Source organism: Streptomyces sp. NPDC058697, assembly GCF_042715345.1.
In the GTDB taxonomy this organism is placed as follows: Bacteria; Actinomycetota; Actinomycetes; order Streptomycetales; family Streptomycetaceae; genus Streptomyces; species Streptomyces liliifuscus.
In genome coordinates, this window is record NZ_JBHXSU010000034.1 from 17,970 (window position 1) to 43,454 (window position 25,485).

Consider the following 25,485-nt stretch of genomic DNA (forward strand, 5'->3'; position numbering starts at 1 on the left):
TCCGCGCCCCTCTCGCGGGTTTTTTTCCGCCTTCGTTATATGGGGTTATACCAACGCGTGCGCGAGGGGGGGGGGGCCCCCCCCCCGCCCCCCGCCCCTCTGTGTGTGGGCTGTGTGACCGCGCGCCTAGGCGGTCAGCTTCGCCAGCGCCGCGTCGATACGGGCCAGCGTCTTCTCCTTGCCCAGGATCTCCAGGGACTCGAAGAGCGGCAGGCCGATCGTGCGGCCGGTGACGGCGACGCGGACCGGGGCCTGCGCCTTGCCCAGCTTGAGGCCGTGCTCCTCGCCGGCGGCCAGGACGGCGTCCTTGAGGGAGTCGGGCGAGGACCAGTCGGCCGCGTCCAGCTTCTCGCGGGCCGTACGCAGCAGCGCGTCGCTGCCCTCCTTCATGGCCTTCGTCCAGGACGCCTCGTCGAAGGCCGGCTCCGGCAGGAACAGGAAGTCGACGTTGTCCGTGATCTCGGAGAGGACCTTGAGGCGGGTCTGGGCGTGCGGGGCGATCGCGTCCCACTGGGCCTGGTCGAAGTCCTCGGGCGCCCAGGGCGCGAAGGGGGCCTTCAGCCAGGGGGCGCAGCGCTCGGCGAAGTCCTTCACATCCAGCAGGCGGATGTGGTCGGCGTTGATCGCCTCGGCCTTCTTGAGGTCGAAGCGGGCCGGGTTCGGGTTCACGTCGCTCACGTCGAAGGCCGCGACCATCTCGTCCATCGTGAAGATGTCCTGGTCGGCGGAGAGCGACCAGCCGAGCAGGGAGAGGTAGTTGAGCAGGCCCTCGGGGAGGAAACCGCGCTCCCTGTAGAGGTTCAGCGAGGATGACGGGTCGCGCTTGGAGAGCTTCTTGTTGCCCTCGCCCATCACGTACGGCAGGTGTCCGAAGGCGGGCACCGACTTGGCGATGCCCAGCTCGGCGAGCGCCTTGTAGAGGGCGATCTGGCGCGGGGTGGAGGAGAGCAGGTCCTCGCCGCGCAGGACGTGGGTGATCTCCATCAGGGCGTCGTCGACGGGGTTCACGAGCGTGTAGAGCGGGGCTCCGTTGGCTCGTACGATCCCGTAGTCCGGGACGTTCTCCGGGAGGTACGTGATCTCGCCGCGGACCAGGTCCGTGAAGGTGATCGTCTCGTCGGGCATGCGGAAGCGGACGATGGGGGTGCGGCCCTCGGCCTCGTACGCGGCCTTCTGCTCCGCGGTCAGCTCGCGGCAGTGGCCGTCGTAGCCGGACGGCTTGCCGGCGGCGCGGGCGGCGTCGCGGCGGGCGTCCAGCTCCTCCGTGGAGCAGTAGCAGTGGTAGGCGTGGCCCGCTTCCAGGAGCCTGGCCGCCACATCGCGGTAGATGTCCATCCGCTGTGACTGGCGGTACGGCTCGTGCGGGCCGCCGACCTCGGGGCCCTCGTCCCAGTCGAAGCCCAGCCAGCGCATCGAGTCGAGCAGCTGGCCGTACGACTCCTCGGAGTCGCGGGCCGCGTCGGTGTCCTCGATGCGGAAGACCAGGGTGCCCTCGTTGTGCCGGGCGAACGCCCAGTTGAACAGGGCGGTGCGGACCAGGCCCACGTGGGGGTTGCCGGTCGGGGACGGACAGAAACGTACGCGGACGGTCGCGTTAGCCACGCTTGATCACCTTGTTGGTGAGAGTGCCGATGCCTTCGATGGTGACGGCGACCTCGTCGCCGACGTTCAGAGGGCCGACCCCCGCGGGGGTGCCCGTGAGGATCACGTCGCCGGGGAGCAGCGTCATGGCCTCGGTGATGTTGACGATCAGGTCCTCGACGGAGTAGATCATCTCGCTGGTGCGGCCCAGCTGGCGCTGCTGGCCGTTGACCGTGCACATGATGGTCAGGTCGGACGGGTCGAGGTCCGTCTCCACCCAGGGGCCGAGCGGGCAGGAGGAGTCGAAGCCCTTGGCCCGCGCCCACTGCTTCTCACGCTTCTGGACGTCACGTGCGGTGACGTCGTTGGCGCAGGTGTAGCCGAGGATGACGTCCTTGACCCGCTCGCGCGGCACCTCGCGGCACATCCGGCCGATGACGACGGCCAGCTCGGCCTCGTGGTGCACCTCGTTGGAGAAGGAGGGGTACGCGATCTCGTCGCCGGGGCCGATCACCGAGGTGGACGGCTTGAAGAAGGCGAACGGGGCGTCGGGCACCTCGTTGCCCATCTCCCTGGCGTGCTCCGCGTAGTTGCGGCCGAAGGCCACGACCTTGTTGGGGAGCATGGGCGGCAGGAGCCGGACCTTGTTCAGCGGGACCTTCGTGCCGGAGAGCTCGAAGTCCGTGAACGGGATGCCCTTGATGATGTCGAGCACGAGCCCGTCGGTCGACCCAGGAGGGCTCTCGCCCTCGACCGCGCCGAACGCGACGTTGCCGTCGATGGAGAACCTGGCGATGCGCACGAGATGCCTGCGCCCCTCACTGAGCTGGCTGGAGTCTGAGGCTCCAGGCTAACGCGGGAGAGGGGCGCGACCTCGCGGAACGGCTGTGGGCGGGGCGTGAGAGGGCTACTTCGCCGCCAGGGTGGCGACCGGGGCGTCCACTGCCGGGGCCGCGACCGGGGCGTCCATCAGGATCGTGCGCCGGGGGTTGGCGGTCTGGGTGGGGAGCTCGACGGAGTGCTCCTGCTGCTCCGGCGTACGCAGCTCTTCGGCGTCCTCGAGGTGCGCCAGCGTCGTGCGTCGCGGATTGGCTATGTTGAGGAACATCATCGTCGTCTTCATCTGCGGTTTCGGACCCTGTCGGTACGGGCGCCGGGCGGCTTCAAAAACCGCCGCGCGGGCGCGGGTTGTCGGATTTGCCATCCCTGTAAAGCGCCAGGCTAAACATGCGCTTCCCTGTGGAACGCGTGAAGGCGACGTGATCGTCGTGTGAGTTTCCTCACTCACAGGTAGGCAATCCGGTCAATACGGACTCCCAACCCTCCTCACCGAAACGGACATTGCCTTACTGAAGCCCCTATTCCGCTCCTGATCATGGCGACTGGGACACCACTTACAGGCGAATGACTCGTGCACCTGTGTCCGATATAAACGGAATCGCTTTCCACGTGCCGTAACACCGCCTTCACTAGGTGTCACGATGGTCACAGCATGACCCATGGGCCTTGTTGGAGATCCGGCACTGTGCTGGAATTCCACGGAACCGCCGCGGGATCGAACCGGCGCGCAAGGGGCGCGAACGCAGCGCCGAGTGGCGGCGGGGAGGGGGGCCTGCGCCGGTCACTCACGACCACACCTGGGGGCGCGTTCAGGGCGCTCCCAAGACGCCGACACCGTCTCGCCGTTCACGCGGAGAGGCGCCTGGTCCAGAGGTTGCGACGCTAGTGCAGGGACGTTTCAAGAGGGATGGCAGCGCTTCGGCGGAGCCGGAGCCGCACGGCGGGACCGGCACCGGTTCCTCGCCCCAGCACGCCCAGAACCAAGGACCGGCAGGGGCCGGCGACGGGGGTGACCGCTCCTCGCGCCCCGGTGCGCCCAAGGGCACCCAGGGCAAGGGCGGTCCGAACGCGGTGACCGGTGGCCCCGGTGCACCGCCCGCCGCACCGCCCAAGGCGAACCCCAGTGGCCCCGGCTCACGAATAGCTCTGCGCAACTGGCGCATCTCGACGCGTCTGGTGTCGCTGCTCGCGCTGCCCGTGGTCGCCGCCACCTCGCTGGGTGCCCTGCGCATCAGCGACACGATGGACGAGATCCAGCAGCTCGAGAACATGAAGCTGCTGACCGACATGACCAAGCAGGCGACCCAGCTTGCCGTCGCACTCCAGGAGGAGCGCGACAAGTCGGCCGGTCCGCTCGCCAACGGCACGAAGGCGTCCGACTTCACCGTCAAGGGCGTCCGCGACAAGACCGACCGTGCGCGCGCCGCCTTCATGGACGGCACCCACGAGCTCGACGACGCGGGCGACGGCGAGAACCTCGACGGCGTCCGGGACAACGTGGTGGCCATCGCCACCCAGCTCAACACCCTGAACGGCATCCGCAACAACGCCTTCCAGGACGACAGGAACTCCTCCCAGTCGGTCGAGGCGTACCACCGGCTCATCGACCAGCTGCTCGGCCTCTCCCAGGACATGGCCGAGGCGACCAGCAACCCGGAGATGATCCAGCGCACGCGCGCCCTGGCGGCCTTCTCCACGGCCAAGGAGTACGCGTCCATCCAGCGCGCGGTCATCGCCGCGGCCCTGCCGGCCACCGACGCGACGTACGGCGAACTCTCCGAGAACGACCGGCAGTACGGCCTCTCGGCCTTCGAGAACCAGAAGGCCGAACTCACCAGCTTCGCCAGCATCTACGAGGGCAACGCCGCCAAGCTCACCAAGGCGCTCGACGAGCCGAGCCCGACCATCAAGGAAGCCGACAGCTACGCGGAGCGCGTGCTCACGCGGGAGAACGGTCTCCAGCTGCGCGACAAGCGCTCGTACCTGGACTGGGTGGACGCCGACTCCGCCAGGTACCAGCAGATGTCGAACATCGAGCTCACGCTGCTCAACGAGATGGAGCAGAAGGCCCGCGAGCTGCGCAACGAGGCCGAGCAGGAAGCGATCATCTCCGGTGCGCTGATCCTGCTGGTGCTCGGTGTCTCGCTGGTCGGCGCCTTCGTGGTGGCCCGCTCCATGATCCGCTCGCTGCGCCGCCTCCAGGACACCGCGACGAGGGTCGCCCAGGACCGGCTGCCCGAGCTGGTCAAGCAGCTCTCCGAGTCCGACCCGCAGGACGTCGACACGTCCGTCGAGTCGGTCGGTGTGCACTCCAAGGACGAGATCGGCAAGGTGGCCGCGGCCTTCGACGACGTGCACCGCGAGGCCGTACGACTCGCCGCCGAGCAGGCCCTCCTGCGAGGCAACGTCAACGCGATGTTCACCAACCTCTCGCGCCGCTCCCAGGGCCTCATCCAGCGTCAGCTCTCGCTCATCTCCGAACTGGAGTCCCGCGAGGCCGACCCGGACCAGCTCTCCTCGCTCTTCAAGCTCGACCACCTCGCGACCCGCATGCGCCGTAACGGCGAGAACCTTCTCGTCCTCGCCGGTGAGGAGCCCGGCCGTCGCTGGACCCGTCCGGTCCCGCTGGTCGACGTGCTCCGTGCCGCCGCCTCCGAGGTGGAGCAGTACGAGCGCATCGAACTGTCGGCCGTGCCCACCACCGAGGTCGCCGGCCGCGTGGTCAACGACCTCGTGCACCTGCTCGCCGAGCTGCTGGAGAACGCCACGTCGTTCTCCTCCCCGCAGACCAAGGTCAAGGTCACCGGTCACGCGCTGCCCGACGGCCGCGTACTGATCGAGATCCACGACACCGGTATCGGCCTCTCGCCCGAGGACCTCGCGGCGATCAACGAGCGGCTCGCCTCGCCGCCCACCGTGGACGTCTCGGTCTCCCGCCGCATGGGTCTGTTCGTGGTCGGCCGGCTGTCCCAGCGCCACGGCATCCGCATCCAGCTCCGCCCGTCCGACTCCGGTGGTACGACCGCGCTGGTCATGCTGCCCGTCGATGTCGCCCAGGGCGGCAAGAAGGTTCCGGGCAACAAGCAGGGCCAGGGTGTTCCCAACGGCGGCGGCCCCGCCGCCGCGCAGGCCGCGGCCGGTGTCGCGGCGGCCCGTCGGGGTGGCGCCGGAGGCGGTCCCGCCCTCGGTGCGGGCGCTCCCACCGGCGGCAACGGCGGACGGCTCAACGCCCCACCGCAGCGCGGCCAGGTCGGCGCCGGTACCGGAGCGCGTGCCGCGCTGCCCAGGCCGGACGCGGGCGGTCGCCCGGGCGGACCGGGCGGATCGCGCGGTCCCCAGCAGCCCCCGCAGGGCAGGCCGGCCCCCGCCGGTGCCGGTGCCCCGCAGGCCTTCAACGACTTCGGCGCCAACGACTCCGGTCGGCAGGACGCGTTCGGCGGACGCCAGGACGCGTTCGGCGGCGGTCGCCAGGACACGATGGGCGGCAACAACCGCGGCCCCGTGCCCCCGCAGCCCCAGCAGCGTCCCACCGGTGGCGACCAGGGCCGTCGTCCGCCCCAGCAGCCGCAGCTGCCGCCGCGCGGTGGTCCGCGTGCCGAGCTGCCCGGCGGCAACCCGCAGCCGCGGGTGCCCAGCTGGAGCGACGACAACGCGCAGCCGCCGGTGCCGCGCTCCCCGATGGACGCCCCGCGCGGCCACGAGGAGCCGGACGTCACCTCGCAGATGCCGCGGATCGACGACCGTCAGGGTGCCGGTTCCACGGGCGAGTACCCGCGGCCGGACTACGACGCGCCGCGTTCCGGCGCGGGTACGCCGCAGAGCAACGGACAGTTCGTCCGCCCGGATGTCTTCGGTACGCCGAATCCTTCCGGCGCGGGTCAGAACCCGTCCGCGGGCGGCCAGTACAACCGCCAGGACCCCGCCTCCACCGGCCAGTTCTCGATGCCCGGTTACGACGCTGGTTCCACCGGTCAGTACGCGGCTCCCGGGCAGGACGTTCAGCAGAACCACACCGGTCAGTTCCCCGCTCCCAACCACGGCGAGCGGCAGGGCGGCACCGGTCAGTTCGAGCGTCCCGGTGCCAACGGCACGAACGGCACCAATGGCTCCCGCCCCCAGCGTCCGCAGTCGCGTCGGCGTCCCGCGCTCCCCCAGGAGCCCGAGGCGCTGCCGCCGGCGACGGGTCCCGGTGACGGGCGTACGCCGCTGTACGACACCCTGGAGACCAACTGGTTCAACCAGGCCCAGGCGGCTCAGGCCGGCAACGACGAGCAGGCACCGCAGCAGCCCGTACAGGCTGCCCCCGCGGCCCCGCAGCGTCCCGCGTCGGCACCCGCCGCATCCGGGTCCGCCTCCTGGCGGACCACCCCCAATGACGAACTCGGCCGGCAGGCCGAGCGGGTACGCCAGCCCTCCGCGGGTGGCGTGACCGTCTCGGGTCTGCCGCGCCGGGTCCCCCGCGCGAACCTCGTCGCGGGGACGGCTCAGCAGCAACAGCACCAAACCGGTCCGCAGGTCTCGCGTGCGCCCGATGACGTACGCGGCCGGCTGACCAATCTTCGTAGGGGCATCCAGCAAGGTCGGCAGGCCGGTACCGGCCAGACCGGCAGCTTCCCCAGCCCCACTCACCAGCAGGAGCGTTAGTTGAGCCAGATGAGCCAGGCGGCACAGAACCTCAACTGGTTGATCACCAACTTCGTTGACAACACCCCCGGGGTGTCCCACACCGTCGTCGTTTCCGCCGACGGACTCCTTCTGGCGATGTCCGAGGGCTTTCCGCGCGACCGCGCCGACCAGCTCGCGGCCGTCGCCTCCGGACTCACTTCACTCACAGCCGGTGCCTCCCGGATCTTCGAGGGTGGCACCGTCGCCCAGACGGTCGTCGAGATGGAACGCGGCTTCCTCTTCCTGATGTCGGTCTCGGACGGATCGTCCCTCGCGGTCCTCTCCCACCCGGACTGCGACATCGGCCTTGTCGGATACGAGATGGCTCTGCTCGTCGACCGTGCGGGTGCGGTGCTCACGCCGGATCTGCGGGCCGAACTTCAGGGCAGCCTGCTTCACTAGCCAGGTTTTACGTACGTCCGAATTTCACCGAACGTCCGCACAATCCGTCGGCCGCCCTCCCCCCACCGGCCCCGTCAGACGGCACGACTGACCGACCTGCTGTCCCGCCCGGAGGATCAATGACCCCGCCCACCGCCTCTCATGATCCGTACGCACAGCCGTACGAGGATGAGGGCGACCAGCCGCTGGTACGTCCGTACGCGATGACCGGCGGCCGGACCCGGCCGCGCTACCAGCTCGCCATAGAGGCACTGATCAGCACCACGGCCGACCCGGCGCAGCTGATGGGGCTGCTCCCGGAGCACCAGCGGATCTGCCACCTCTGCCGTGAGGTGAAGTCGGTGGCCGAGGTGTCGGCCCTGCTGTCCATGCCCCTGGGCGTGGCACGGATTCTCGTCGCGGACCTCGCGGAGGCCGGACTCGTCGCGATCCACCAGCCCGGTGGCGACGAGAGCAATGGCGGCGCCCCGGACGTGACACTGCTCGAAAGGGTGCTCAGTGGACTTCGCAAGCTCTGACGGAGGTCGGGCGACCACCTCCGCGAAGATCGTGGTGGCGGGTGGTTTCGGCGTCGGCAAGACCACTTTCGTGGGTGCCGTCTCCGAGATCAACCCGCTGCGCACCGAGGCCGTCATGACGTCCGCCTCGGCGGGTATCGACGACCTCACCCACACCGGGGACAAGACGACGACCACCGTCGCCATGGACTTCGGCCGTATCACCCTGGACCAGGACCTGATCCTGTACCTGTTCGGTACGCCGGGCCAGGACCGTTTCTGGTTCATGTGGGACGACCTGGTACGCGGCGCGATCGGCGCCGTCGTGCTCGTGGACACCCGTCGTCTCGCCGACTGCTTCCCCGCGGTCGACTACTTCGAGAACAGCGGCCTGCCGTTCGTCATAGCCCTGAACGGCTTCGACGGGCACCAGCCGTACACGCCCGACGAGGTCCGCGAGGCTCTGCAGATCGGCCCGGACGCCCCGATCATCACGACGGACGCCCGCCACCGCGCGGACGCCAAGAGTGCGCTGATCACCCTGGTCGAGCACGCCTTGATGGCTCGTCTCCGCTAGGGATCGCCGTGCTTAGGGCCGTGTCCTCGTCGGCTCGGCGTGCCTGGCACACAAGTTGGCAACGCCGTACGGCAGTTGTCGTAGACGCACTGGAGCCGGCTGTGTCGTTTGACACGGTCGGCCTTGGTGTTCATAACGTTTCGACAGAGATATCGAGTGGCACCGACACGCGTCGCGGTCGTCTGATGCCGCTGTGCTCACAAAAGCCCCGCCTTTTGGCGGGGCTCGCTCTTTATGACCGTTTTATCTAGGGCTTACATCACTCGGAATCCTTGGTTCCGAGTGTTTGGACGAGCACACCCTGACGTGCTGGAATGCCAGAACTGCCCAGTAGTAAGGGCCGGAAGACACACGCGGCACGACGAAGGTGCACACGCCGAGAGGTTGTTGGTCGAGTGAGGCGTAGCAAGAACGGTCCCGAGCCGTCGGCACGGGGCAACTTCACCCCGCCGCCGCGCGGAGCGGCACCCGCACATGTGTCCGGCTCGGAGCCGGCGGCCCCACCCCCGAAGAGCGGCGGCCGTCTGTCCCCGCGCAACTGGCGTGTGCCTACCAGGCTGAACGCCATTCTCCTCATACCCGTGATCGTCGGGCTCGTCATGGGCGGCTTCCAGGTGAAGAGCTCCATCGACACCTGGCAGGAGGCCCAGGACGCGGAGAAGGTCGCCAAGATCGTCAACGCGGCCGGGCAGTACGCCGAGGCGCTCCTCAACGAGCGTGACGTCTCCGCCCAGCCGCTGCTGGAGGGCGACCGCGACAACGCGACGGTCAAGCAGGCCCGTGCCTTCACGGACGACAAGCAGGACGCGTTCCACAAGGAAGTCGTCGGGATGCCGGCCGGCCAGGGCCTGGAGCGCCGGCTGAACCTGGTGGAACAGGCCGAGCCGACGCTGACCCAGGTCCGCAAGACCGCCTTCACCACCGCGATGGACCCGACGAAGACCGAAGAGGGCTACGTCACCGTCGAGCACCTCCTCATGGAGTTCTCGAACGAGCTGGGCCTCGGTACGGGCAACATCACGAGCTACGGCCGCACCGTGTACGCCGTCGCCCTGTCGAAGGGCGCCGCCTCGCTGCAGCGCTCGATCGGCATGCACCTCCTGGTGAAGCCCAGCAGCAACGAGAAGGTCTTCAGGCAGCAGGTCACGGCCTTCACCTCTTACGCATACCTCGAGAACGTGGCCGTCCAGGAGTACGTCTCCGGCGGTACGGCGCGGGACGCGGCGCGTCTCAAGCAGGTCATGGCCGAGAAGGAGGCCGAGGGCAAGAAGCTCGGCGCCGAGGCCAAGAGCAAGACCGAGGCAGCCGGCGGCACCTACAAGGCCCCGCCCTCCATGACCGGCATGATCCAGGCCATCGCCACCGGGGCCTCCCCGAGCGACCTGGCCCAGCAGGGCGTCACGCCCGAGACCTGGATGGCGGCCTCCACCCTCAAGTTCGACGGCTACAGCGAGGTCGAGCAGGAGCTCATCAACCGGGCCGTCGCCGACGCGGGCGACATCGCCACCGACGCCCAGCGCGACGCGTTCGTCAACGGCGCCATCGTCATCGTGGCCCTGCTCGCCGCCTTCATCATCGCCGGGCTCATGGCCCGCCAGATGAGCCGCTCGATGCGCCAGCTGCGCAACGCGGCCTTCGGTGTCGCCGAGCAGCGTCTGCCGATGCTGGTCGACCAGCTCTCGCGCACCGACCCGGGCCGTGTCGACACCCGGGTCACCCCCATCCCGATCACCACCACGGACGAGATCGGCGAAGTCGCCCGCGCCTTCGACCAGGTCCACCGCGAGGCCGTACGACTGGCCGCCGAGCAGGCCCTGCTCCGTGGAAACATCAACGCGATCTTCACCAACCTGTCGCGCCGCAACCAGTCCCTGATCGAGGGCCAGCTGACCCTCATCACCGACCTGGAGAACAACGAGGCCGACCCGGACCAGCTGGAGAACCTCTTCCGCCTGGACCACCTCGCGACCCGTATGCGCCGCAACGGCGAGAACCTCCTGGTCCTCGCCGGCGAGGAGCCGGGCCGCCGCTGGGACCAGCCGGTCCCGCTCGTCGACGTGCTGCGCGCCGCCTCCTCCGAGGTGGAGCAGTACGAGCGCATCGAGCTGTCGGGCGTTCCGGAGGCCGAGATCCACGGCCGCGCGGTCACCGACCTCGTGCACCTGCTCGCCGAGCTCCTGGAGAACGCCACCACGTTCTCCTCGCCGCAGACCAAGGTCCGCGTCACCGCGACCCGTCTGCCGGACGGCCGCATCATGGTCGAGATCCACGACAAGGGCATCGGCCTCACCGCCGAGGACTTCGCGGACATCAACCACAAGCTGGCCAACCCGCCGACCGTGGACGCCGCGATCTCGCAGCGCATGGGTCTGTTCGTGGTCGGCCGGCTGTCCGACCGGCACGGCATCCGCGTCCAGCTGCGTCCCTCGGGCGAGCAGGCCGGTACGACCTCGCTCGTCATGCTGCCCGACATCATCACGCACGGTGGCGGCGGCGAGACGGCACCGCAGCGCGACGAGTTCACCGTCTCGCAGATCATCCCGGAGCAGCAGCCCTTCGGCGGCGAGGAGTTCCAGAGCGCCGGCCAGCAGCCGATGCGTACGGCCGCGGAGCTGGGCTTCGACGACAGCCGCTACGCCGAGGTCCCGGACGACATACGCGAGCTGGACCCCGTGGGCCGTTCGCTGATGCGTGAGGAGCGCAGGGCGGCCCTGGAGGCCCAGACGCACGGCGAGCTGGAGGGCGGCGCCCCGTCGTTCAGCGACGAGTTCGACCCGCAGCAGGGCTACGCCAACGGCCAGCAGGCCTTCGACAACGGGGCGGCTGCGTACGACAACGGAGCGGCCGCGTACAGCGAGGCGCCCGCGTACGACCAGCAGACGCCGTACGAGGAGCCGCAGCAGGCGTCGTACGACGAGACGTACTTCCCGGCAGGCGGCGGATACCCGGAAACTCCCTATGCGGAGCCGGTCCAGGAAGAGCCCCAGCCGGCCCACGCTCCCGCGCGGGACAGCTTCTCGGCCTTCGAAGAGCAGTCCTACCAGGACGACTGGCCGAAGCAGGACTCGTACCAGAACGGCTACCGTTCCGAGTACGCTCCCGAAGCGGAGCCCGTGCAGGCCGCTGACGTGGCCGAGCAGGACCGCGTAGGCTTCGAGCGTCCGGGAACGGCCTCTCCCGCCGCCCACGCGCTGACCGACGCCGGGCTTCCGCGCCGCGGATCCACCGACGCCGGGCTTCCCCGTCGCGGCTCCACCGCGGGCGCGGGCGGCCAGCAGACCGTGGGCCAGGAATCGCCGGCTCCCTTCGGCGGCGGCACCGACGGCAACTCGAGCGGCGGCAAGGGCGACTGGCGGTCGAACAACGACCAGATGTGGCAGCGCGCCGAGCAGCTCAAGAAGCCCAAGGCGGGCGGGGTCACCTCCTCCGGCCTGCCGAGGCGTGTACCCAAGGCCAACCTGGTCGAGGGCACCGCGGAATCGACCCCCCAGGGCGGCCCCCAGGTCTCCCGCGCACCCGAGGACGTCCGGGGCAGGCTGAGCAACCTGCGCCGCGGGGTCCAGCGGGGGCGTAACGCAGGAAGCGAAACGAACGGCCAGGGCTTCGGTCCTGACAGCACCTACAACCAGGAGCGTTAGTGTGAGCCCGATGAGCCAGGCGGCACAGAACCTGAACTGGTTGATCACCAACTTCGTGGACAACACCCCCGGGGTGTCGCACACGGTGGTGGTCTCCGCCGACGGACTCCTTCTGGCGATGTCCGAAGGGTTCCCGCGTGACCGTGCCGACCAGCTGGCGGCCGTCGCGTCGGGTCTCACCTCGCTGACCGCGGGCGCGTCCCGCATCTTCGAGGGCGGGAGCGTGAATCAGACGGTTGTGGAGATGGAGCGGGGATTCCTGTTCATCATGTCCATTTCCGATGGATCCTCGCTCGCAGTACTCGCACATCCGGAAGCGGACATCGGTCTCGTCGGGTACGAGATGGCCCTTCTGGTGGACCGTGCCGGTACGGTTCTGACGCCTGATCTGCGTGCGGAGCTCCAGGGGAGCCTTCTCAACTAGCAGACAAGCGATGCGTTTTGGCGTCCCGTGGCCGTAAGGTTTCGGACGCGGCTCCACATTGATGGGCCCGGCACAGTCGGAGGAGGAGAAAGTGGCAACACCCCCAGGCGGTTCGTCTTCGGGCAACTGGTCCTATGGCCCTGGCCAGGGCCAGGGCGGGAACGACTCGCCGAACCGGTACAACTTCCCCTCCGCACCGTCTCCGCGGCGCCAACAGCCCTACGCACCCCAGGGTCCCGGGCCTTCCCCGTACGACCAGCCGCCGGCGCCGCGCATCCAGCCCGTGCAGCCGCAGCGGCGCTCTCCCGAACCGTCGCCCGCGGGGGGCGCCAGCAACCCGCTGGTCCGCCCCTACGCCATGACGGGCGGCCGCACCAGGCCCCGGTACCAGCTCGCCATCGAGGCACTGGTGCACACCACCGCGCAGCCGCACCAGATGCAGGGCCAGCTGCCCGAGCATCAGCGGATCTGCAACCTCTGCCGGGAGATCAAGTCGGTGGCCGAAATCTCGGCCCTCCTGACGATCCCTCTCGGCGTGGCCAGGATCCTCGTCGCCGACTTGGCGGAGGCGGGCCTGGTCGCCATCCATCAGCCCGGCGGCGACGAGAACGCCGGCGGTCAGCCAGACGTGACTTTGCTCGAAAGGGTGCTCAGTGGACTTCGCAAGCTCTAGCGGAGGGCCTTCCCGCTCCACCACGTCCGCGAAGATCGTGGTGGCGGGCGGCTTCGGCGTGGGCAAGACCACGTTCGTCGGGGCCGTCTCGGAGATCAACCCGCTGCGTACCGAGGCCGTGATGACGTCCGCTTCGGCGGGCATCGACGACCTCACCCACACGGGAGACAAGACCACCACCACGGTGGCCATGGACTTCGGCCGTATCACCCTGGACCAGGACCTGATCCTGTACCTGTTCGGTACGCCCGGCCAGGACCGCTTCTGGTTCATGTGGGACGACCTGGTACGCGGCGCGATCGGTGCGATCGTCCTGGTCGACACCCGCCGTCTCGCCGACTGCTTCCCCGCGGTCGACTACTTCGAGAACAGCGGGCTGCCGTTCGTGATCGCCCTGAACGGCTTCGACGGCAACCAGCCGTACAACCCGGACGAGGTCCGGGAGGCGCTCCAGATCGGGCCCGACACCCCGATCATCACCACGGACGCCCGCCACCGCGCGGACGCCAAGTCGGCGCTCATCACGCTGGTGGAGCATGCGTTGATGGCCCGCCTGCGGTAGGCCTGCGGCGCTCAGCCGAACGAAAAGGGGGCCCCTTCCTTTTGGGAGGGGCCCCCTTTTGTGCTGGGTGGGGACTTCTTCGTGTTCGGCTGCGGGTGCGTCGTGGTTGCTCGCGCAGTTCCCCGCGCCCCTTAGGGGCAAAAACTCGCCTGCACCCCCTGCCTTCAAGGGGCGCGGGGAACTGCGCGGCCAGCCCCCACCGGGCCCGCAGACGGCACACACGCGAATGGGCCCCCTCCGCTGTACGGAGGGGGCCCATTCACAAAGGCTCAGTGCCAGCTGTGCGGGGCGCGGAAGCCCGGCTCGCGCTCCAGCCGGCGCCAGCCGGCCTTCGCGCGGCCCCGGTGGGTCGGGGCCGCGGCCGGCGCGGAGGCGGCGCGGGCCAGGAGGATGGCCGTGATGGCGGCGACTTCCTCGGGCTCGGCGTGGCCCTTCTCGACGCGAATATCAGGGATGTCCATGTGTGTGAGTCTCCGTGAGAGAGGGGTCCGCGGGGTTGCCGCGATGGGTCCGCCGAGTTACTACTGCGGCGGGTTTCCGTGCTTGCGGGAGGGCAGGTCGGCGTGCTTCGTACGCAGCATCGCGAGGGAGCGGATGAGTACCTCGCGGGTCTCGGCGGGGTCGATGACGTCGTCGACCAGACCGCGTTCGGCCGCGTAGTAGGGGTGCATCAGCTCGGACTTGTACTCCTTGACCATGCGGACGCGCATCGCCTCGGGGTCCTCGGCCTCGGCGATCTGCCGGCGGAAGATGACGTTCGCGGCGCCCTCGGCGCCCATCACGGCGATCTCGTTGGTGGGCCACGCGTAGGTGAGGTCGGCACCGATGGACTGGCTGTCCATGACGATGTACGCGCCGCCGTAGGCCTTGCGAAGGATCAGTGAGATCCGCGGAACGGTCGCGTTGCAGTAGGCGTAGAGGAGCTTCGCGCCGTGGCGGATGATGCCGCCGTGCTCCTGATCGACACCCGGAAGGAAGCCCGGTACATCCAGCAGCGTGACGATCGGAATGTTAAAAGCGTCGCACATCTGGACGAAACGCGCAGCTTTCTCCGACGCCTCGATGTCCAGCACCCCCGCCAGGCTCTGCGGCTGGTTGGCGACGATGCCCACCACCTGGCCGTCGAGACGGGCGAGCGCGCAGATGATGTTGCGGGCCCAGCGCTCGTGGATCTCCAGGTAGTCGCCGTCGTCGACGAGCTCCTCGATGACCTTGGTCATGTCGTACGGCCGGTTGCCGTCCGCCGGAACCAGGTCGAGGAGCACGTCCGAGCGGCGGTCGGCCTCGTCCTCGGAGTGGGTCACCGGGGGGTTCTCGCGGTTGTTCTGCGGGAGCATCGACAGGAGGTAGCGGACCTCCGCGATGCAGGTCTCCTCGTCGTCGTACGCGAAGTGCGCGACGCCCGAGGTCTCGGCGTGCACGTCGGCGCCGCCCAGGCCGTTCTGGGTGATCTCCTCGCCGGTGACCGCCTTGACGACGTCCGGTCCGGTGATGAACATCTGCGAGGTCTCGCGGACCATGAACACGAAGTCCGTCAGGGCCGGGCTGTACGCCGCGCCGCCCGCGCACGGGCCGAGCATCACGGAGATCTGCGGGATCACGCCCGAGGCGCGGGTGTTGCGCTGGAAGATGCCGCCGTAACCGGCGAGCGCGCTGACGCCCTCCTGGATCCGGGCGCCCGCACCGTCGTTGAGGGAGACCAGCGGGGCACCGGCCGCGATGGCCATGTCCATGATCTTGTGGATCTTCGTGGCGTGGGCCTCGCCCAGCGCGCCGCCGAAGATCCGGAAGTCGTGCGCGTACACGAAGACCGTGCGGCCCTCCACCGTGCCCCAGCCGGTGATCACACCGTCCGTGTACGGCTTCTTGGCATCCAGGCCGAACCCGGTCGCCCGGTGCCGGCGCAACTGCTCGACCTCGTTGAACGAACCGGCGTCCAGCAGAAGCTCGATCCGCTCCCGGGAGGTCAGCTTGCCCTTGGCGTGCTGCGCCGCGGTCGCCTTGTCGCTGGGTCCGCGAAGAGCCTCCGCACGGATCGCGTGCAGTTCGGCCACACGCCCGCGGGCGTCGGTGGGTTCGCCTGCCGAGGATCCGGTCTCGTCCAAAACGGTCATGTAGCGACCTTACGAAGCCCACCAAGGAAAGCGGGCCGTCGACTCCGTACAGTCTCCGGCCCGTTTTACTGGTACCCCTGAACAGAACCATGACCGCATGCAGGCGATCCGACTGCTCAGAGGGCGTGTGGCTTGTAGGGGTTGTACAAAGCCGTCAGCTGAGAGCCACCTCACATTCATGCGTGGCGCATGCCGTCCCCGGAGTGACACGCACCCTCAGACGGCGCCCGGTGGCGAGCACCTCGACCCCGGGACCGGCGCGCACGACCCGGCGTACGGGACGGTCCCAGACGACTTCCAGGGCCTCTCCGGTGCGCGGCGGTTCGCTGACGGAGAGGGTAGCGGTGCGGCCGCTGCGGCGTACGAGCACGCTCGCGGGGGCCGAGGCGGTGAGCGGGCCCGCGCTGCCCGCCCGCCAGAAGTTGGCGGCGGTCAGACCCAGGGAGGGCACGGACACGGCCTGGCGGCCGGAGTCGTTGGCGAGGACCGACAGCCGACGGGGGTCGGCCGCGTGCGCGGCGACCGTGCGGCGCGAGGCTCCGGGCAGGACGGCGTACGCGTACGTGGCGTCCACCGGGTCCGTGCCGTGGTCGAGCCAGAGGGTCTGCCAGCGGCGCGTCCGGGCCTCGGTGGTGCTGGTGGTGTTGATGTCGGACCAGGCGCCCGTGCGGTCCTCGCGGAGGGTGCGCAGGGCGGACCGGTCCAGGACCACCCAGCCGCCGTGGCCTTCGAGGTGCGCCCACCCGGGACCTCGTACGAGGGTCTGGGTGCCGCCCTCCCCCAGGTTGCGGTTGTCGACGACCGTCTCGACCGGGACGCCGTCGGTGGCCGTGATGCCCGCGCCCAGGCAGACGATCGAGTCCGCGAGGCAGAACCAGGACTTGCGTGCCTCCAGGGTCGACCCGAGGCCCAACAGGTGCTGTCCGACGGCCGCGAACTCCCCGTCCGTCACACCGCCGACCCAGCGCGCGGCGGGCTTGGGCTCACCCCACTCGCCGCCCGCCTTGTCCGCGAGCCGCTTGGTGGACACGGTCGTACCGGGGAGCCGGTACCAGTCGACGGTCGGCCAGTACCAGTCCGTGTACTGGTCACTGGGTCCACCGGCCCACCAGTAGAGCATTCCGGCGCCCGTGTGCCAGCCGCGCGGGTTCTCGCCGTTGCCGCACTCGTAGTACGCGATCCGGTCGCTCGCCATGGCGATGTTCGCGGTGAAGCCGGGGCGGCGGTGGACGGCCCGGTCCATGGCGGCGAAGAGGCGGTGGCCGACCGGCTCGGGCGCGGCCTCGACCGCCGAGCCGGCCACCGCGTGCAGCCGGGCCAGGTCGCCGACGCCGAACTGCGGTGCCGTCAGAATCGGTGTGACGGTGTCCCGTTCGATCCAGCCCTTGACGCTCGCGTGCCAGCGCTCGCGTTCCGCCGGGCTCGCGCCCTGGGCGAGGAGCGCGATCGCTGCGATCAGCCCCTGCCCGTGGAAGTGGTCGCTGCGCATGACGTGGCGGTCGTCGCTCCTGAGGTAACCACGGCTGATGGCACGCCCGTTGACGCTGTCCATCATCAGCCCGTCGTGGATCAGGGGCGCGTAGGCACCCTCCACACTGTCGAGGACGATCTGTCTTTTGGCGTCGGTCACCTCCCACGTCGAACCGGCCAGCAGCGCGAAGAGGCGGCCGAGCCCGTCGAGTAGGACCTGCCCGTACGTTCCCGAGTACGCGACCCAGGTGTGCTGGACGAACGACCCGTCGGCGTACAGCCCGTCCCCCTTCGTGACGTACGGGAAGACCGGTGAGAGCGCGTCCCGGGCCAGCGCGGTCTTCTCGGGGGCGCGGCCGAGGATGCCGCGCAGGGCGACGGAGCGGCACAGGTCGACGCGGTTGGCGCCGGTCGAGGTGCCCGAGTAGTCGCGGAGCATCGAGTCGGGGATGAAGTGGTCGACGGCCGCGCAGGCGGCGGCGACCTGGTCCGCGGTGAGTTCGCCGTGGAGGGCGGCCACGATGTCCATGAGGAGGCGGGGGCTGCCGATCTGCCACTCCCACCAGTTGCCGTAGCGGGTGGTGGAGGGGTTGTAGACGGTGGCGGAGAGGTGGTCGAGGCCGCGGAGGATGTCCGTGCTCAGGCCCGCGTCGCCGGTGGAGCCGGTGCCCTCCTGGACGTACGCCTGCGTCATCGTCCACAGCCGGCTGTAGCTCTGGGTGATGCCTGTCGGCGGGTCGTACGGGTACCCGGGCCAGAGCGAGCCGGCGTTCGGGGCCATGGTCTGCCGGAAGCCGCGGGCCAGCTCGCCGGTCTCGGCGAGGCGGGCGGCGTACGGCTCGGCGGCCGGGTCGTAGCCGGCGCCGAGGGCGATCTCCAGCCAGCGAAGGCGGAGGGTGTCGTACTCGTCGTCGCGGACCGCACGGGCGGACGTGGTGGGCATGAGCGCCGGGCTCGCCGTGAGCGCCGCTGCCAGGAGGAACGTACGGCGGGTGGGGGTCATGCCAGGCGATGGTGCCCGAGGTGTCCGTGTGCTCACCAGGGGTGCAACGGGTGATCTTAGGAGTAGACCAATGGCAACCGGGTGTATTCGGCGCGACACGCCGCGCGTTCTGTTGAAACCCGTAAGGAATAGGTCTATGGTCGATGTCGTTGAACGTTAAACAGCTTCGGCACAGGGCCGCGGCTCGTCCCCAAGGAGTTAGTCATGGGCCTCTTCGGCAGCAAGGAAAAGACCGACAGCACCACCGCGGCGCCCTCCGCCGTGAACCCCGACCTTGCCGCTCTCACGGGCGAGTACACGATCGACCCGTCCCACACGACGATCGGCTTCGTCGCCCGTCACGCCATGGTGACGAACGTCAAGGGCGGTTTCCAGGACTTCTCCGGCAGCCTGCACCTCGACGGCGCCGACCCGTCGCAGTCGACGGCTTCCCTCGACGTCAAGATGGAGAGCATCGACACCGGTTCCGCCGACCGTGACGGTCACCTGAAGAGCGCGGACTTCTTCAAGACCGACGAGTTCCCGACGATGACGTTCCGCTCCACCAAGGCGGAGGCCCTCGGTGGCGACGACTACCGCATCACCGGTGACCTGACGATCCTCGGCACCACCCAGCAGCTCGCCATCGACCTGGAGTTCAACGGCTCCGCGAAGGACCCGTTCGGCAACGAGCGCGTCGGTTTCGAGGGCAAGGCCGAGATCCTGCGCTCCGAGTGGGGCCTCACCTGGAACGCGGCGCTGGAGACCGGTGGCGTGCTCGTCTCCGACAAGATCAAGCTGAACTTCGACATCTCGGCGATCAAGAACGCCGCCTGATCGGATTCTGTTTCGGGTTCGGGTTCGGGTTCTTTCCCGCAACTGACCGACCTACGGTTGCCCTCTGAGCGCGCCCGTCGTCCGGCTCCCCTGGATTTCCTGGGAGTGGGAGGCGGGCGCTCGGGTGTGTGGGCGCGTGTCGGTGGTATCCGGCAGGCCCCATGGCCTGTCGGCACGTCACCGCGCCCGTCGGCCCGACTCCAGACCGGCGATCGCCTTCTCCAGACGGGCCGCCCTCACCTCCGGCGTCCTCGCCTTCAGCAGGCCCAGGACGACCAGGTACTGGTCCGTCCTGCCGAGCCCCTCGAAGAAGGCCTTCGCGCGCGGGCTGCGGTTCAGGGCGGCGGACAGGTCGTCCGGGACCGTGGTGTTCCGCTGGGACTCGTACGCAGCCTCCCAGCGGCCGTCCGCCTTCGCCGCCGCGACCTCCGCCAGCCCCGGGGGCCGCATCCGGCCGGCCGCGGTGAGGGCCTCGACCTTGCGCACGTTGACCATCGACCAGAGGCTGCCGGGCCTGCGCGGGGTGTATTTCTGCAGGTAGTACGAGTCGTCGAGCCCCCGCCGCTGACCGTCGATCCAGCCGTGACAGAGGGCCACGTCGAGGGCCTCCGTGATGGTGATCGACGGCAGGCCGGAACCCTTCTTGGCGATCTTCAGCCAGACGCCGGCGCGGAGCCCGGGACGGGTGGACATCCAGGCTTCGAGGTCCGCCGCGTCCGTGAAGGTCCTGATCTCCGCGCCGCCGAGGGTGTCGGGGGCTTCGGGGGTACCGGAGGTCTCGTTCATGGGAAGACCGTAGGACGGAACTAGGACAGCTTCCGTCCTACAGGGACGGGTTGGCCGTACGGGACTCTGACGTTACTGTGCGCCGGTGTCCGCGTTCATACAGCAACTCCCCGCCCTGATAGGCGTGGTCGTCGGTGCCCTCGGCTCGTATCTGGCGATCGTGCGCGGGGACAAGGTCCGGTTCCGGCGCGAGCAGACGGCTCGGTGGGAGGAACGGCGCCTCACCGTGTACTCCGACTACGCCCGCGTCCTGAAGAAGAGCGTCACCCTGACCTACCGGGTCTCCGCCCACCTCGGCAACGACCCGCACCCGCATCCCCTCTCCCCCGAGGAGGCGGCGCCCCAGCCGGCCTCGGCCCTCGAAGCCCGGTCGGCCCTGCCGGCCCGTCAGTGGGCGGCCCGGGAGCGGTACTACTCCGCGGTGCGCGACGATCTGGCCCTTCCGCCGGGGCACTCGGGGCGGTGGATCTTCGACGAGTCGGCTTCGGCGGGGGCGTGAGGAGGACTCATGAACGAGCGAGGACACATGAACGAGCACGGTCGTGATCCGCACATCCATGTCGAGGCGAAGGTGGCCCGGGGTGACGCCGCCGTCCGCAATGTGCTGGCGTCCACGTTCGGTCTGGCCGGTGATCTGCCGAGTGTGGCCGACACGGGGTGCGGGCTGCGGGTGCCGTACGCGATGACCTCTCCTCGTCCGGACAGCGTCACGTGCCTCGCCTGCCGTGAGCACGCGCGGCGTGAGCATCTGCGGCTCGCGGAGATGGTCGAACGGCTGGGCCTCATGCCCGGATCGGCCATCAGCGGCGCTGAGGCGAAGCAGGCCGCGGACCGGCATCGCGACCTCGCGGAGCGGTTCTCCGGCAATTGAGTGGACCGGGGAAGCCGGGCGTCACTAGCCTGCCCCCATGTCCAGCCCCGAGGCGTCAAGACTCCGGCCACCGGCTTTCCGGTGGCTGCTCGGGATGTCCGGCTGAAGCGTCGCGGTCAAGCGCGTACACGCTCCTGCCGTAGTCACTGTCGTCACAGTGACAGTCACCGTCACCGTGCCCGTCACCGGAACGCCGTGCAGCCTGTCATGTTCGTTTTCGGGTGTACGGAGTTCTGTCATGCCGTTCGGGCTGTATCTGTTGGGGCTCGCTGTCTTCGCTCAGGGGACCTCCGAGTTCATGTTGTCCGGGCTGGTGCCGGACATCGCACGGGAGATGGGGGTGTCGGTACCGGCGGCCGGGTCGCTGACCTCGGCGTTCGCCGTCGGGATGGTAGTGGGGGCGCCGCTCATGGCCGTGTTGGCGCGGCGCTGGTCCCGGCGTGCGGCGCTGCTCGGGTTTCTCGGCGCCTTCCTGGTGGTTCATGTCGTCGGTGCGGTCACCGACAGCTTCGCCGTGCTGCTGGTCACGCGGGTCGTGGGCGCGCTCGCCAACGCCGGGTTCCTCGCGGTCGCCGTCGTGACGGCCGTGGCGATGGTCGACGCCGATGCCAAGGGCCGGGCCATGTCCGTACTGCTCGGCGGGGTCACCGTCGCCTGTGTGGCGGGGGTGCCGGGCGGTGCCGTCCTCGGGCAGCTGTGGGGCTGGCGGGCCGCCTTCTGGGCCGTGGTCGTGCTGTCCGTGCCCGCCCTCTTCGCGATCGTGCGGTCGGTGCCGGGCGGGGTGCCCGAGGCCGCTCGCGCCAGTGTGCGCGGCGAGGTGCGGGCGCTTCGCGCACCCCAGCTCCAAGTGGCCCTGCTTCTGGGGGCGTTGGTGAACGGCGCCACCTTCTGCACCTTCACCTATCTCGCACCGATCGTCACCTCGGTCAGCGGGCTGGGAGAGGCCTGGGTGCCTCTCGTGCTCGCGCTCTTCGGGTGCGGGTCGTTCGTCGGGGTCGCCGTAGCCGGGCGGATCGCCGACGCCCGGCCCGGCCGGGTCCTCGTCGGGGGCGGAGTGGCCCTGCTCGTCGGGTGGGGCCTCCTCGGCCTGACCGCCGGGAACCCGGTGGCGGCGGTCGTACTCGCCTTCGTACAGGGCGTGTTGTCGTTCGGGGTCGGGTCAACGCTGATCTCCCGGGTGCTGTACGAGGCGGCCGGCGCGCCCACCCTGGCGGGCGGTTTCGCCACGGCCGCGTTCAACGTGGGCGGGGCGCTCGGGCCGTGGCTGGGCGGGCTCGCGATCGGGGCGGGTCTTGGGTACCGCTCGCCGGTGTGGGTGAGTGCCGTGCTGGTGGGGCTCGCCCTGGTGGCGGGAGGGGCCGCGTGGCGAACAGGGGCCCTCACGGTTCGCGGGAGCATCGACGGCAACGTGGACGGTCTTCGCGCCAATGACGGCGGGCGTCCCCTCGGACAGCCCACGGAATAACCCGGTGCGGGTCGGCGGGCGGGCGGTTAGCCTCCTGGGATGACCTGGCTGCCCGCTGACTTCGTCCATCCGCTGCGCGTCGACGTGCCCGGTGGGCATCATCTGCGGCCCATCACCGGGGGCGACGCCGCGATCGACTACCCGACGGTGATGGGGTCCCGGGAGCGGCTCTGGTCCATCTTCGGGGAGGCCTGGGGGTGGCCCGCCGCCACGATCACGTACGAGGCAAACCTGGCGGACCTGGAGCGGCACGAGGCCGAGATCGCCGCTCACGAGTCGTTCAACTACGTGCTGTTCGACGAGGCGGAGAGCGTCGAGTACGGGTGCGTGTACATCGATCCGCCGGAGAAGGCCGGGGCCGATGCGGAGATCTCCTGGTGGGTCGTCGACGAGCAGGTGGGGGCCGGACTGGAGCGGGATCTCGACGCGTTCGTGCCGCGGTGGATCGGTGAGGTGTGGCCCTTCGAGCGGCCGCGGTTCATCGGGCGGGACCTGTCCTGGAAGGAATGGCTGGCCCTGCCGGATCTGGCTCGCTGAGCGGTTGGGGGCCATTCGTATGTGTGTCGGCTGCGGGTGCATCGTGGTTGCTCGCGCAGTTCCCCGCGCCCCTTAAAAGCACGGGTGCACGCGAGCTTTTGCCTTTCAGGGGCGCGGGGAACTGCGCGACCAGCCCCCACCCACCCGCAGCCGACACACATACGAATGGGCCCCTCCCAAAGGGAAGGGGGCCCTACGCGTCCCGCAGCCTGAAGGCCGCGCCCGCGACCAGCAGCAACCCGAGCGCGTACGCCGCCAGTACGCCGAGGCCCGGCCAGGGGCCGATCGGGAGGCGGGAGAGGTCCCGCGTGGCCTGGATGGCCAGCCCCGCCGGCATCGGGGCCCAGCGTTCGAGACGGTCCCGCCAGCTCGGGTCGCCCAGGACGCCGGCCAGGAGCGGGACCGCGTACAGCAGGCCCAGGCCCGTCGTGATGGCGCCCGTGCTGTCCCGGAGCAGGGCCGCGAGGCCGAGGCCGAGCAGGGCTGCCAGGGTCAGGCAGAGGACCGAGCCGAAGGCGGCGCGGAGCGTGGGGCCGTCGGCCAGGGACGGGAGCGGGTAGCCGGCTTCCGGAGTGAAGCCGTTGCCGGGGAGGATCAGCCGGCCCGCGTAGAGGGAACCCAGAATCGCCACCGTTCCCGCCACCGCCGTCATGGCTGCCAGGACCACGGCCTTCGAGACCAGCAGCGGCACCCGGTGCGGCATCGCCGTCAGGGTCGTGCGGATCGTGCCCGTGCCGTACTCCGCCCCCATCGACAGCGCGCCGAGGACGAGGGCCGTCGCCTGGCCCAGCCAGACGCCCGTCAGGCTCAGTTTCACCGTGTCCTCGTGGCAGGCGGCCGCCGACGGGCACGCGCCGGTGCCGACGGCGGACACCGCGGCCGCGCCGACCGTGACCGTGAGGACCGCGGTCGCCGCCAGCAGCCACCAACTGCTGTGCAGCGTACGGAGTTTCGTCCACTCGGCGTGCAGCGGCCGCAGTGCCGTCAGGCGGGCGTGCGGCGGCCGCGGAGCCCCCAAGCTGCTCACGCGTCCCTCCTGCGCAGGCGCCAGAGCGCGAGGGCCAGCGCCACCGCCGCGTAAACACCCAGCACCGCCAGGCCGTTCCAGGGGGCCATCGGGTAACAGCCGCTCTCCGGCAGGCAGTTGTGGTCCACCTGGGGGTAATAGGTGACCCCCTGCTGGATCGCGAAGGCCGCCGCCGGGGTCAGCCGCAGCAGCCACTCGGCGGCCGGCAGCGGGAGGGCGAACGCCAGGATCTGCGGCAGGATCACCAGGACCACCACCACCGTGATCGCGCCCGCGCTGCTGCGGAGCAGCGTGCCCACGGCCAGGGCGAGTACCGCCACCAGGGACAGCAGGAGCGCGCTGCCGACGACCGCCCGCGGGACCGCCCCCTCCAGCATCGACAGATCCGGGAAGGCGGGCGGTTCGAAGCCGTTGGAGCGCAGCGTGTCCTGGGCGAGCGAGAAGGCCAGGGCCGCCGCGACGAGCCCCGCCGCGAACGTCACTCCCCCGATCACCAGGACCTTCGCCGCCAGCACCTGTCCCCGGCGCGGACTCGCCGTGAACGTCGTACGGATCATGCCGCGCCTGTACTCGGCGGTGATGAACAGCGCGCCGAGCGCCACCATGAACAGGACGCCCACCCAGACGCCCTGGAAGCTCATCTGGACGGTGTCGCCGCCGGTCTGGTCCGGGGCGATGTCGCCCTGGCCGGTGAGCGTGAAGGCGTCGGCGCCGGTGACCTTCGTGCTGCCGGGGATCGGCCGGGCCGGGCCCGACTGCGGGAGGTTCGGGTCGTCGGGGTCGGGGGCGCCCACGTCGGTGCTGGTCCAGGAGGGGCGCGCGCTGTCGCCGCGCAGTTCCACGTGGTCGAAGGCGGCCGTCGCGGTGGCGATTCCCGCGGTCGCGGAGGTGCCGCCGAAGGAGCGGCGCAGGGTGGTGTGCGCCGGGGTGGTGACGAAGAGTCCCGCCCGGGCCGTCTTCGGCAGGTCCGCAGGGCGGACAGTCGCGATCTTCGTCCACTCGCGGCCGTCCGGCGACTCGTAGCCCGTCATCTCCTGGCCGGAGCGGGTCAGCCGGAGCCAGCGTGCGCCGGCGGACGAGCCCTGCTCGTCGTGGGTGAAGTCCCACTGCATACGGACGCCGTGGTCCGGGGTCACCATCAGGGCCACGTACGAACTGCCGGGCTTCGTACTCGACTTGACGATGACGCCGGCCTTCGCCCAGGGCTCCGGAGTCCTGCCCTCGCGTCCCTCGATGCCGGAGACGTGGACGGTGACGCTGCCGTCCCCGGTGAGTGGCCGGTGGACGAAGCGGAAGGTGTCGTTCACACGGGTGCCGTCGGGGGCGGAGACGATACGGACATCGTCGTTGGAGCCGTTGACGGCGCCGCTCGCGCCGAGTTGCGAGATCACGACCGTGGCGGCGGCGGCCAGCACGAGGACCAGCAGCCAGCTCCGTACGGTCCAGAACTTGCTCCACTCCGCGCGCAGCAGCCGCCCGAACCCGGCCCGGCCCGACCGGAGTTGGGACTTGTACGGGGTGCCCGTCACGCGTGTCG

At 70.0% G+C, this 25,485-nt stretch carries 22 protein-coding genes; 13 read left to right on the plus strand and 9 right to left on the minus strand.

Annotated features, from left to right (window positions below):
- Positions 1-126: 126 nt before the first annotated feature.
- From gltX to ACFWXQ_RS42465, 3 genes are all read right to left on the minus strand, one after another.
- Positions 127-1,602 carry a glutamate--tRNA ligase gene (gltX, locus tag ACFWXQ_RS42455; protein WP_383945869.1) on the minus strand — a complete coding sequence of 492 codons (1,476 nt, stop codon included), beginning with the start codon at positions 1,600-1,602 and terminating at the stop codon, positions 127-129.
- Positions 1,595-2,383 (minus strand): fumarylacetoacetate hydrolase family protein, encoded by a 789-nt coding sequence (locus tag ACFWXQ_RS42460; protein WP_383945866.1) that lies wholly within the window; start codon positions 2,381-2,383, stop codon positions 1,595-1,597. Before ACFWXQ_RS42460 ends, gltX begins: the two co-directional genes overlap by 8 nt.
- 105 nt (positions 2,384-2,488) lie before the next feature.
- The gene (locus ACFWXQ_RS42465; RefSeq protein WP_383945863.1) at positions 2,489-2,704 is read right to left on the minus strand and encodes a hypothetical protein; all 216 of its coding nucleotides are present in this window, start codon (positions 2,702-2,704) and stop codon (positions 2,489-2,491) included.
- A gap of 602 nt (positions 2,705-3,306) precedes the next feature.
- Here ACFWXQ_RS42465 and ACFWXQ_RS42470 point away from each other — a divergent pair.
- From ACFWXQ_RS42470 to ACFWXQ_RS42505, 8 genes are all read left to right on the plus strand, one after another.
- Positions 3,307-7,065 carry a nitrate- and nitrite sensing domain-containing protein gene (locus tag ACFWXQ_RS42470; protein WP_386270313.1) on the plus strand — a complete coding sequence of 1,253 codons (3,759 nt, stop codon included), beginning with the start codon at positions 3,307-3,309 and terminating at the stop codon, positions 7,063-7,065.
- Positions 7,066-7,074: 9 nt separating this feature from the next.
- On the plus strand, positions 7,075-7,488 hold the full coding sequence (locus tag ACFWXQ_RS42475) for a roadblock/LC7 domain-containing protein (RefSeq protein WP_044471908.1): 414 nt from the start codon (positions 7,075-7,077) through the stop codon (positions 7,486-7,488).
- A 119-nt stretch (positions 7,489-7,607) separates the two neighbouring features.
- On the plus strand, positions 7,608-8,006 hold the full coding sequence (locus ACFWXQ_RS42480; RefSeq protein ID WP_055614003.1) for a DUF742 domain-containing protein: 399 nt from the start codon (positions 7,608-7,610) through the stop codon (positions 8,004-8,006).
- Positions 7,987-8,562, plus strand: coding sequence for an ATP/GTP-binding protein (locus ACFWXQ_RS42485; RefSeq protein ID WP_055614002.1), 576 nt, complete (start codon positions 7,987-7,989; stop codon positions 8,560-8,562). Before ACFWXQ_RS42480 ends, ACFWXQ_RS42485 begins: the two co-directional genes overlap by 20 nt.
- Positions 8,563-8,957: 395 nt before the next feature.
- Positions 8,958-12,200, plus strand: a complete 3,243-nt coding sequence (locus tag ACFWXQ_RS42490) for a nitrate- and nitrite sensing domain-containing protein (RefSeq protein WP_383945858.1) — start codon at positions 8,958-8,960, stop codon at positions 12,198-12,200.
- 10 nt (positions 12,201-12,210) lie between these two features.
- Positions 12,211-12,624, plus strand: coding sequence for a roadblock/LC7 domain-containing protein (locus tag ACFWXQ_RS42495; protein ID WP_033321188.1), 414 nt, complete (start codon positions 12,211-12,213; stop codon positions 12,622-12,624).
- Between the two features lie 91 nt (positions 12,625-12,715).
- Positions 12,716-13,297, plus strand: a complete 582-nt coding sequence (locus tag ACFWXQ_RS42500) for a DUF742 domain-containing protein (protein ID WP_055614001.1) — start codon at positions 12,716-12,718, stop codon at positions 13,295-13,297.
- Entirely contained in the window at positions 13,278-13,859 is a 582-nt protein-coding gene (locus ACFWXQ_RS42505; RefSeq protein WP_026248371.1) for an ATP/GTP-binding protein, read from the plus strand. Before ACFWXQ_RS42500 ends, ACFWXQ_RS42505 begins: the two co-directional genes overlap by 20 nt.
- 269 nt (positions 13,860-14,128) lie before the next feature.
- Here ACFWXQ_RS42505 and ACFWXQ_RS42510 read toward each other — a convergent pair whose 3' ends face one another.
- From ACFWXQ_RS42510 to ACFWXQ_RS42520, 3 genes are all read right to left on the minus strand, one after another.
- Positions 14,129-14,320, minus strand: a complete 192-nt coding sequence (locus ACFWXQ_RS42510; protein WP_055614000.1) for an acyl-CoA carboxylase subunit epsilon — start codon at positions 14,318-14,320, stop codon at positions 14,129-14,131.
- A gap of 60 nt (positions 14,321-14,380) precedes the next feature.
- Positions 14,381-15,973, minus strand: coding sequence for an acyl-CoA carboxylase subunit beta (locus tag ACFWXQ_RS42515; RefSeq protein WP_383945854.1), 1,593 nt, complete (start codon positions 15,971-15,973; stop codon positions 14,381-14,383).
- Positions 15,974-16,127: 154 nt separating this feature from the next.
- Complete coding sequence (locus tag ACFWXQ_RS42520) at positions 16,128-18,446, minus strand: polysaccharide lyase 8 family protein (RefSeq protein WP_383945851.1); 2,319 nt, start codon at positions 18,444-18,446, stop codon at positions 16,128-16,130.
- Between the two features lie 204 nt (positions 18,447-18,650).
- Between ACFWXQ_RS42520 and ACFWXQ_RS42525 the strand changes: the two genes are divergently transcribed.
- A complete protein-coding gene (locus tag ACFWXQ_RS42525) occupies positions 18,651-19,262 on the plus strand; it encodes a YceI family protein (RefSeq protein ID WP_383945848.1) in 612 nt (203 codons plus the stop codon).
- Positions 19,263-19,439: 177 nt separating this feature from the next.
- On the opposite strand, the gene ACFWXQ_RS42530 is transcribed toward ACFWXQ_RS42525, so the two are convergent.
- Entirely contained in the window at positions 19,440-20,048 is a 609-nt protein-coding gene (locus tag ACFWXQ_RS42530) for a YdeI family protein (RefSeq protein ID WP_383945845.1), read from the minus strand.
- Positions 20,049-20,133: 85 nt separating this feature from the next.
- On the opposite strand from ACFWXQ_RS42530, the gene ACFWXQ_RS42535 reads away from it, so the two are divergent.
- The 4 genes from ACFWXQ_RS42535 to ACFWXQ_RS42550 all read left to right on the plus strand — a co-directional run bounded on the left by ACFWXQ_RS42535 (position 20,134) and on the right by ACFWXQ_RS42550 (position 22,921).
- A complete protein-coding gene (locus ACFWXQ_RS42535) occupies positions 20,134-20,547 on the plus strand; it encodes a hypothetical protein (protein WP_383945841.1) in 414 nt (137 codons plus the stop codon).
- A 9-nt stretch (positions 20,548-20,556) separates the two neighbouring features.
- Positions 20,557-20,919: a hypothetical protein gene (locus ACFWXQ_RS42540; RefSeq protein ID WP_383945838.1), complete on the plus strand. Its 363-nt coding sequence runs from the start codon at positions 20,557-20,559 to the stop codon at positions 20,917-20,919.
- Positions 20,920-21,157: 238 nt separating this feature from the next.
- Positions 21,158-22,384, plus strand: coding sequence for a Cmx/CmrA family chloramphenicol efflux MFS transporter (locus tag ACFWXQ_RS42545; RefSeq protein ID WP_383945835.1), 1,227 nt, complete (start codon positions 21,158-21,160; stop codon positions 22,382-22,384).
- Positions 22,385-22,423: 39 nt separating this feature from the next.
- Positions 22,424-22,921, plus strand: a complete 498-nt coding sequence (locus ACFWXQ_RS42550; protein ID WP_383945832.1) for an N-acetyltransferase — start codon at positions 22,424-22,426, stop codon at positions 22,919-22,921.
- Between the two features lie 193 nt (positions 22,922-23,114).
- On the opposite strand, the gene ACFWXQ_RS42555 is transcribed toward ACFWXQ_RS42550, so the two are convergent.
- Together ACFWXQ_RS42555 and ACFWXQ_RS42560 are read right to left on the minus strand one after the other, a co-directional pair.
- Positions 23,115-23,948: an ABC transporter permease subunit gene (locus tag ACFWXQ_RS42555; protein WP_383955001.1), complete on the minus strand. Its 834-nt coding sequence runs from the start codon at positions 23,946-23,948 to the stop codon at positions 23,115-23,117.
- A complete protein-coding gene (locus ACFWXQ_RS42560) occupies positions 23,945-25,477 on the minus strand; it encodes an ABC transporter permease subunit (RefSeq protein ID WP_383955003.1) in 1,533 nt (510 codons plus the stop codon). The genes ACFWXQ_RS42555 and ACFWXQ_RS42560 overlap by 4 nt, the downstream gene beginning before the upstream one ends.
- Positions 25,478-25,485: the final 8 nt, after the last annotated feature.

Coding starts and splice junctions, on each gene's coding strand:
- ACFWXQ_RS42465 (WP_383945863.1), bottom strand. CDS start 2,704: ATGAAGACGACGATGATGTTCCTCAACATAGCCAATCCGCGACGCACG.
- ACFWXQ_RS42475 (WP_044471908.1), top strand. CDS start 7,075: ATGAGCCAGGCGGCACAGAACCTCAACTGGTTGATCACCAACTTCGTT.
- ACFWXQ_RS42480 (WP_055614003.1), top strand. CDS start 7,608: ATGACCCCGCCCACCGCCTCTCATGATCCGTACGCACAGCCGTACGAG.
- ACFWXQ_RS42495 (WP_033321188.1), top strand. CDS start 12,211: ATGAGCCAGGCGGCACAGAACCTGAACTGGTTGATCACCAACTTCGTG.
- ACFWXQ_RS42510 (WP_055614000.1), bottom strand. CDS start 14,320: ATGGACATCCCTGATATTCGCGTCGAGAAGGGCCACGCCGAGCCCGAG.
- ACFWXQ_RS42515 (WP_383945854.1), bottom strand. CDS start 15,973: ATGACCGTTTTGGACGAGACCGGATCCTCGGCAGGCGAACCCACCGAC.
- ACFWXQ_RS42520 (WP_383945851.1), bottom strand. CDS start 18,446: ATGACCCCCACCCGCCGTACGTTCCTCCTGGCAGCGGCGCTCACGGCG.
- ACFWXQ_RS42525 (WP_383945848.1), top strand. CDS start 18,651: ATGGGCCTCTTCGGCAGCAAGGAAAAGACCGACAGCACCACCGCGGCG.
- ACFWXQ_RS42530 (WP_383945845.1), bottom strand. CDS start 20,048: ATGAACGAGACCTCCGGTACCCCCGAAGCCCCCGACACCCTCGGCGGC.
- ACFWXQ_RS42540 (WP_383945838.1), top strand. CDS start 20,557: ATGAACGAGCGAGGACACATGAACGAGCACGGTCGTGATCCGCACATC.
- ACFWXQ_RS42545 (WP_383945835.1), top strand. CDS start 21,158: ATGCCGTTCGGGCTGTATCTGTTGGGGCTCGCTGTCTTCGCTCAGGGG.
- ACFWXQ_RS42550 (WP_383945832.1), top strand. CDS start 22,424: ATGACCTGGCTGCCCGCTGACTTCGTCCATCCGCTGCGCGTCGACGTG.